Source organism: Halobacillus sp. (assembly GCF_049282395.1).
Taxonomy (GTDB): domain Bacteria; phylum Bacillota; class Bacilli; order Bacillales; family Halobacillaceae; genus Halobacillus.
This window is the reverse complement of sequence record NZ_JBAPTY010000007.1, coordinates 1-7,499: the sequence shown is the minus strand read 5'-3', so window position 1 is coordinate 7,499 and position 7,499 is coordinate 1. Positions and strand designations below refer to the sequence as shown.

The following is a 7,499-nucleotide window of genomic DNA, read 5'->3' as shown; positions in this document are numbered from 1 at the left end:
TGAGCTTCCTCAGGCTTCGCCTTCCGGGATCTCACCGATCATGTTCATCCCGCAGGAGTCTTCACCGTTCCCTTCCGCCCCTTTGCGATTATTGAGCGCTCAAAATCCTCTACGTATATACCTCCATATGAGGAAAAATGACCTATGATCAACGTTAATTCCGAGTCTGTCCAGGGGGATAAACGCCGCTATAGAAGCATTTAGGACGATTTCAGGTTTCCCGTTTTTCCTATTAGCAGTGGTCCGTTCACAAGAAATCGCAGGGCTGGTGGGGAAATGAGGAGACTCCCGCGGGAGAAGGAGCTAGGCGAGACCCCACAAGGAGTGATAACGACTGAGGAGGCTTGCCAGTTCTCCCGCAGGAAAGCGACTTATTCCCCAACCAGCCCTCCTCCTTTTAACGTCACGGGCCCATTTATCTCGAAACTGAGTCTTAAACAAACGGGAGCTTTACTTTAATTGAATATGGAGATTTATCAAAGCCAAGTTAAATGAAAAGAGTCCTTCCAAATAGTGGAGGGACTCTTTTTATGCTGTCTGTTTTTTGGTGATGTTCTTACGCTGCAGGGAGAGCATGCGGAACAAGAGAGCAATGGCTCCGACCGTCAGGCCGATAATCAAACTCATCCAATATCCGTACGGGCCGAGACTCGTATAGTTCGCTAATAGATACCCGCTTGGCAGTCCGATTACCCAATAGGATATGAACGCCATGACCAGCGTTATGTTTACATCTTTATAACCGCGGAGGACCCCCTGGATTGGTGCTCCAAAAGCATCGGACAGTTGAAAGAAGATCGCAAAGAAAATGAAGTTTTTCGTTAATTCGATCACCGTTTCATTAGAACTGTAAAGTCTGGCTACTGAATCATCCATGAGGTATAGGACAAGTCCGGCTACCACGGACATGGCGACAGCAGTGCCAATTCCCAGATAGGAATAGCTTCTTGCATCTGCAAACCGCCCTGCTCCTGCTTCAAATCCGACCGCAATTGTAAGGGTAAACGCAATACTTAAAGGCATCATGTATAAAAAGGAAGCGAAATTAATCGCTGCCTGGTGAGCGGCGATGGTATTGGTATCATAAGCGGTCATGAAAAAAGTAACAGCCGCAAAAATACTGGTTTCAAAAAAGATCGCAAACCCGATCGGAACGCCAATCTTCAGCTGAGCCCACCATTCTTTCAATGAAGGAACTATCCATCCTCTAAAGATACGATAATGCCTTAATGGATGGAGCTTGTGGATGGTAAGGACAATTAAAATAAAAGATACAAGGTAGGTAAGAGCAGAGGCAACTCCTGCCCCGACGCCTCCAAGCTCAGGGGCACCCCATTTACCGAAAATAAATACGTAATTAAATAAAATATTTGTTGGGAGTGTAAGCAGGATAATGCCCATTGAAATCCGGGTCAGTCCAAGCGCATCCACAAAAGAGCGCAGGATATTGAAAATGAATAATGGAATGATTCCGATTCCTAATGTGATTAAATAATATTTGGCTACGTATCGGACAGAAGGTTCAATGTTCATGAGTGAGAGAATTGGATCCAATAGAAAGAATCCAATGGAACCAATGAGAACAGCTAAGAGTACCGCGAGATAAACCCCTTGTTTAACAGAAAAAGGGATTTCCTTTTCTCTGCGGGCTCCTTTTAATTGAGCTACAATTGGGGAAATAGCCATGAGTATGCCGTTTAGTCCTGTAAAGACGGGCATCCATATGCTGGATCCAATCGCTACCCCTGCTAATTCATCCGGGCCTGCCTGACCGGCCATCACCGTATCAAAGAAATTCATCGCATACATGCCAATTTGGGTGATTAGAATAGGGAGCAATATTGTGGAGAATAATTTTATTTTTTCTTTAAGGGTATAGGTTTGATACATCGTGACCGTCCTTTTCTGTTACAATTCCTTTAGAGGAATGGCTGAGTAAGTAATGATGTTTTTTGCACTGTTTAAGGCAAAACATTTCCCTGCTCTGCATCATAAAAGCCCCATAAAAAGGGCATGACCAGAGATGATTTAGCTAAAAGGAATACGAGGATTATAGCATAGATAAGGAAGGCATACCTAGCATGAACAGGATAGAAAGGACGTTGGAAGAGTATGAGTGAAAAACGAATTTTATTTACAGGGGGAGGCACCGCCGGGCATGTAATCGTAAACCTGGCATTGATTCCTGAGTTTCAGAAGCGAGGATATACAGTCGATTATATTGGTTCTTATGAAGGAATTGAACGACAGTTGATCGAATCAATTGATGGAGTCACGTATCACGGCATCTCCACTGGGAAACTTAGACGTTATGTATCTAAAGAAAATATGAAAGATCCGTTTAAGGTAATGAAAGGGCTACTTCAGGCTTTCTCAATTATTGGCAAGCGGAAGCCCGGAGTGATCTTTTCTAAAGGTGGTTTTGTTTCCGTACCCGTCGTTGCTGCTGCAAAACTGAAGAGGGTTCCTACCATTATTCATGAATCAGATTATACACCGGGACTTGCGAATAAATTGTCTTTTCCTTTTGCTAAAAAAGTGCTCGCCACTTTTCCGGAAACGATGGACTATCTTCCGAAAGAAAAAGCAGAATTTATTGGAGCAGTCGTAAGGGAAGAATTGTTTCAAGGCCAGCGCTCTAAAGGGTTGTCCTACTGTAATTTTCATAAACAGAAACCAGTGATTATGGTTATGGGGGGGAGCACCGGGTCGAAACGGCTGAATGAGGCGATTCGTAATAATTTAGATGCTTTATTAAAAAATGTGCAGATCATTCATATTTGTGGAAAAGATCATAAGGATGCTTCGATTAACCGGGCCGGTTATGCACAGTTTGAGTATGTAAATGAAGAACTGAAGGACCTGTTTGCAGCTTCTGATTATATCGTCTCTCGAGCGGGATCGAATGCCATATTCGAATTCTTGGCTCTTCATAAACCGATGCTTCTGATTCCTTTATCGAGAAAAGTGAGCCGTGGCGATCAAATTTTAAATGCTGACTCATTTGTGAAACAGGGTTTTGCACACAAACTTGAAGAAGAAGAACTGACAGATGATCGATTTTTGGAGGAAATTCACCGTTTAATGGATGATAAGCAGGCGTTAATCGATAAAATGGAGCTTTATCAAAGTGGCCAGACTAAAGAAAAAGTTATTGAAATCATCCAAAATTTTGAAAATAAATAGTCATGACAAGGCAGTATATAGGCTGCCTTGTCATTTTTATTTTATTTTCTAGGCTGAAGCCCTTTTCAATTACATATTTTTGGGGAATACGGTTCATAAGACACTAAGTTTTTTCCATTCAGCAAGGCGCATATCCGTTATAGAGAAAGCAAGGTTTATGAAAAAGCTAAGCGAGGATCAACTTTGCAGAGGAGAGGTTGGAAGATGAAAACATCTTATGAAGTCAACATCAACCACCCCAAAGAGTTGTGTGAAATAAGAAATGAAGTTTACCCACACTTAACGTCTGTCTTTGGCAAGGATCAACTATTAGTGGATGCTTCGATTTCAGAAGCTGTCACCAATGCCTGGAAGCACGGGCACCAGGAGAGTAGTGAAAAACCTATCAAACTTAAGATATTATTTTTGAATAGGACGATGCTTGTCAGAGTCCAGGATCTCGGGGATGGTTTTGATTGGAGACCTTACCAGGTTTCGAGCGATGTTAAGCACTGGTTTCCGGAAGTAGAAGATTTGGATGAAAATGGGCGCGGAATTACATTAATGCTTAGAGTTATGGATAAAATACGGTATAATGAAAAGGGAAATGAATGTGTGTTAATGAAAAAATACCTTTTTCAGGAGTAGATCAATGAACACGAACATCTGTCGTTACTGTTACAAAGAGATCAGGGATCGAGATGAACTTATCACGGCTTCGAACTGGTTCAGGGTACGCCCTTATCATTATCGCTGCTTTGAATTGCTCGAGCAGGATACGAAGACTATTGCCGGTGCATGGACTCCGGTTAACGGGCTGACTGGTATGGTTACTACGGTTTTAATGATTATCTTGTCTGTCCTTATGTTTACTACCAATATTCTTGGATTTATCGGAGATATTTTAGGACTCGTCGCTTTATATCCTATCTTCCTGCGCGTATTTTCGTTCGCGGTGTTTGAGAGCCGTCTTCCCAAGTATGTAGAAAATAAAAAACGTCAGTAATAAACTAGATAGAGCTGCCCGACTTTAGTGGGGCAGCTTTTTTGTTGATTCGTGATTGCGCTTCCATATATTATATGATAATGTAATAATCCTCTTAAACAAACGATCTGCTAAACGTGGTTAGTTTTTTAAAAAATTTATTACGCTAAAGGGCCGAATAGTTGAAGACTCAGTTTCGAGATATTTTATGAGAGGAAAGGTCCTCTGGGGGACGATTCGCTTTCCGTGGGCATGTGCTGAGCCTCCTCAGGCTACGCCTTCCGGGGTCTCACCGATCATGTTCATCCCATTCTTACACTTTTTTTTATTCTTTCTCGAAAATCAGAACATAAACGACAAGGAGAGTTATCCAGCTCCAGCACCTAGCGTCTAGTGAGACTTCCCTCACTTCTGTACGATAAGGCAACATCGAATCGCTCCGCTCTTCGTGTTTTCTTTATATCCGCCAGCTCAGTCCAGTCCATACGCCGCTGACCAAGGTGATTCCGCTTTTAACCTAGGAGTCTTCATCATCCCCCTCCGGACCTTGCCAAATCAGAAGCTCGAAACCACTTCAAACACCACCTGCGTGATGAGGAATGAGACCATGTGGTTTTCTACCTATTTTCAGGATGTAACGACCCGCAATAGCCTGTCATAAAAGCACTTAATACAGATTAAGGAGGAGGACTTTTCTCTTCTTGAAGGGTCCGTTCACAAAATCAGAGTTGTTTCCGTAGCCGCCCTCATCTATTTTTGCAACGGACCCCAACTATCTCGAAACTGAGTCTTCAACAAACGGGAGGTTTACTGAAACAAAGAACAATGCGGTTTAACAGAGTCTTTTTGTTAAATCACGTTCGAACTGGTTATAGCGAATGGCCGAAGTAGTTCACTAAGGCTTTCGTCAGCTGATCCGTTTCCGTAATCGATGTGTGAAGCAGTACATAGGCGTCAGGCCGGATGATCATCATATCCCCGGGGGTTACATGCAGCCGTTCATTGGACTCTCCATTCAAATCCATATACAATTCAGAATTCATGTCCGTTACTTCCCGGGGGTCATCTACTTCATCAAACGTAATGAAAAGCGGCTTCAGCATGTCTCCCACACGACTGTTAAACGCCTCAACCGCCTTCCTCACGGCTTCCTGATACTGGGGAGCATTTCCTTTACCCGCAATGATTAAGTAGAGACAAGGTTGGTCCCGAAGCATAGAGTAAAGCGTTTTTTCTTCTTTTTCCGTAGTTAAAAAAGAAACATCAGGAACACGGTTGCCGGATTGGACCTTCTTCACATTGGTGAACTTCCTGAAGCTTTTCGCAAATTTGGTAAAGGAATAATTCACATCGAGCTGAGCCATGTTTTCCGTTATTTTTGTCTGCACTTTTTTATTGGGAAGAAGCCACTTCATTCCTTTATTGCGCGCTTTAATCCCGTAGTGACTCTTAATCGTCATCCCTTTCATAAGGTAACTGGTTTTCTTAATGACTTCCTCCGCAACGGGAGCTCTTTCCGCATGATAAGAATCAAGCAGTGTTTCATTCAAGTGATGCTGCACGGTATAGGCGAGCTTCCAACCCAGGTTCATCGCATCCTGTATGCCTACGTTCATACCCTGTCCTCCGATTGGGTTGTGAATGTGGGCTGCGTCGCCTGCGAGAAATACATTTCCTTCGCGATAAGAGCTCGCCTGCCTGTGAGATGCGGAGAAACTTGAGATCCAGTAAGGGTCGTGCAGGGAGAGGGTTTCCGGATAGATTTCCGCCAGTGAATCTTCCATATCAGCAAGGGTTACTTCTTCTGGAAAATCTTCGCCCTGCTTTTTGTAATCAATAACGATGACCCGGGTGTACTCGCCTTGAAAGGGAGCCAGAAATACGAGACCACGGTCGCTGCTTGTGAGCGAGATGTCTTCTTTGGGTGCCGCAAGCTTCACGTCAGCAAGCATGACGTTCACTTCCTCCGATTCTCCTGTAAAAGGAATTTGCAGGAGATCCCGGGTGGTACTGTGGGCACCGTCACACCCGACTGCATAGCGTGCGGTTATCGTTTCTTCACCGTTTGCTTTTTGTACCGAAGCATGAACAATCCCTTCCTTCTGCTCCAGTCCTGTGAGCGCAATTTCTCTTTCAACACGGGCATGCCCTAATCCACTTTCAAGAATCTCTTCCGTCCTGCTCTGAGGGATCACGTTCACAAACGGGAAATCAGCGGACACGCTGATATTAGTAAAATCCAGGACAGCCAGCAGATCTTCATTATAACGAAAGTTAATCTCTTTATACGGGGTCCCGGCCTGCAGAAATGATTCGGAAAGGCCGAGCAAATCCATCATTTCCAGGGTGCGGGGATGCATGACGAGGGCTTTAGAGTAGCGGGATCTTTCTTTGTTCTGATCAATAATCCGGTAGCGGACACCGTAGCGTTCCAGCTGATTAGCAAGCGCCAGTCCGCTTGGTCCTGCGCCGATAATTAATATATCTGTATTGGTTTCCTGCATGTAAAACCTCTCCTTACAAGTTGTATTGAATTCATGATTGCCTCTTCCTGGTTCTTTTTCCAGAAAGATCGGGTTCCTAACCTATTTCTCTAAACGAGTGTGTTTCAAACCGTCATCTATTTCATTTCCATTTTTCGGGTAAAAACGATACAATTATTTACCTGGGTAAATAAAAAAGGAGATGTAATAGATGATCGATACACATGACTTATTTCACCTGCTTCACCAGCGGGTTCGTTTCGTAACGAAAGAGTTCAATCAGCAGCTGAGCGCTCACGGTTTATATCATTCCCAGTGGGCGATTATGTATTGCCTGGAGCGATTCGGACCTATGACGCAAACCGCCATTTGGAAATACTTAAACGTAGAGGCACCCACGGTCACACGTACCATTACCCGCATGGAAAAAAATGATTGGGTGATGCGCCGGCAGGGCGGGGACAAGCGTGAACGTGTGGTTGAATTGACAGAGAGAGCCAAGAAAAAATATGAGCAGGTCAATCAGGCCGTCTATCAATATGAACAGAAAACCATCAGCCGGCTGACCCCCGGGGAAGTCGACCAATTTTACAGCATTCTTCAAAAACTCGGACCGGAAGGGGGAGAAGGATGAACTCAACGCGTCGCTCTATCTGGACAAAAAGCTTTATGAGTGTATCGTTTACACAGTTCTCGGTTTTTCTAGTGTTTTATGCCCTGTTGACTACGCTGCCCATTTTAGTGATTGAAGAGATGAACGGGACCCAATCTGAAGGCGGCATCACGGTGACGGCCATGTTGCTTGCGGCCATCCTGATCCGTCCCTTTTCCGGAAAAATAATAGAACGCGTAGGTAAGAAAAAAAC

Annotated in this window: 6 protein-coding genes and 1 pseudogene; 5 read left to right on the top strand and 2 right to left on the bottom strand. The window is 44.0% G+C overall.

Annotated elements, in window-relative coordinates; translation table 11 throughout:
- Window positions 1–528: 528 nt before the first annotated feature.
- Window positions 529–1,890 carry an MATE family efflux transporter gene (locus WAM07_RS00300; RefSeq protein ID WP_422163787.1) on the bottom strand — a complete coding sequence of 454 codons (1,362 nt, stop codon included), beginning with the start codon at window positions 1,888–1,890 and terminating at the stop codon, window positions 529–531.
- 222 nt (window positions 1,891–2,112) lie between these two features.
- On the opposite strand from WAM07_RS00300, the gene WAM07_RS00295 reads away from it, so the two are divergent.
- The 3 genes from WAM07_RS00295 (at window position 2,113) to WAM07_RS00285 (ending at window position 4,171) form a co-directional block, all read left to right on the top strand.
- Window positions 2,113–3,186 (top strand): undecaprenyldiphospho-muramoylpentapeptide beta-N-acetylglucosaminyltransferase, encoded by a 1,074-nt coding sequence (locus tag WAM07_RS00295; RefSeq protein ID WP_422163785.1) that lies wholly within the window; start codon window positions 2,113–2,115, stop codon window positions 3,184–3,186.
- Window positions 3,187–3,390: 204 nt separating this feature from the next.
- Window positions 3,391–3,813, top strand: coding sequence for an ATP-binding protein (locus WAM07_RS00290; RefSeq protein WP_422163783.1), 423 nt, complete (start codon window positions 3,391–3,393; stop codon window positions 3,811–3,813).
- Between the two features lie 4 nt (window positions 3,814–3,817).
- Complete coding sequence (locus WAM07_RS00285) at window positions 3,818–4,171, top strand: hypothetical protein (protein WP_014642376.1); 354 nt, start codon at window positions 3,818–3,820, stop codon at window positions 4,169–4,171.
- Between the two features lie 848 nt (window positions 4,172–5,019).
- On the opposite strand, the gene WAM07_RS00280 is transcribed toward WAM07_RS00285, so the two are convergent.
- A complete protein-coding gene (locus WAM07_RS00280; RefSeq protein WP_422163781.1) occupies window positions 5,020–6,654 on the bottom strand; it encodes an FAD-dependent monooxygenase in 1,635 nt (544 codons plus the stop codon).
- 190 nt (window positions 6,655–6,844) lie between these two features.
- Between WAM07_RS00280 and WAM07_RS00275 the strand changes: the two genes are divergently transcribed.
- Together WAM07_RS00275 and WAM07_RS00270 are read left to right on the top strand one after the other, a co-directional pair.
- Window positions 6,845–7,267: a MarR family winged helix-turn-helix transcriptional regulator gene (locus tag WAM07_RS00275; RefSeq protein ID WP_422163779.1), complete on the top strand. Its 423-nt coding sequence runs from the start codon at window positions 6,845–6,847 to the stop codon at window positions 7,265–7,267.
- Window positions 7,264–7,499 (top strand): annotated as a pseudogene (locus WAM07_RS00270) (MFS transporter); the annotation flags it as partial. The gene WAM07_RS00275 and the pseudogene WAM07_RS00270, both read left to right, overlap by 4 nt.

Coding starts and splice junctions, on each gene's coding strand:
- WAM07_RS00300 (WP_422163787.1), bottom strand. CDS start 1,890: ATGTATCAAACCTATACCCTTAAAGAAAAAATAAAATTATTCTCCACA.
- WAM07_RS00285 (WP_014642376.1), top strand. CDS start 3,818: ATGAACACGAACATCTGTCGTTACTGTTACAAAGAGATCAGGGATCGA.
- WAM07_RS00290 (WP_422163783.1), top strand. CDS start 3,391: ATGAAAACATCTTATGAAGTCAACATCAACCACCCCAAAGAGTTGTGT.
- WAM07_RS00275 (WP_422163779.1), top strand. CDS start 6,845: ATGATCGATACACATGACTTATTTCACCTGCTTCACCAGCGGGTTCGT.
- WAM07_RS00280 (WP_422163781.1), bottom strand. CDS start 6,654: ATGCAGGAAACCAATACAGATATATTAATTATCGGCGCAGGACCAAGC.
- WAM07_RS00295 (WP_422163785.1), top strand. CDS start 2,113: ATGAGTGAAAAACGAATTTTATTTACAGGGGGAGGCACCGCCGGGCAT.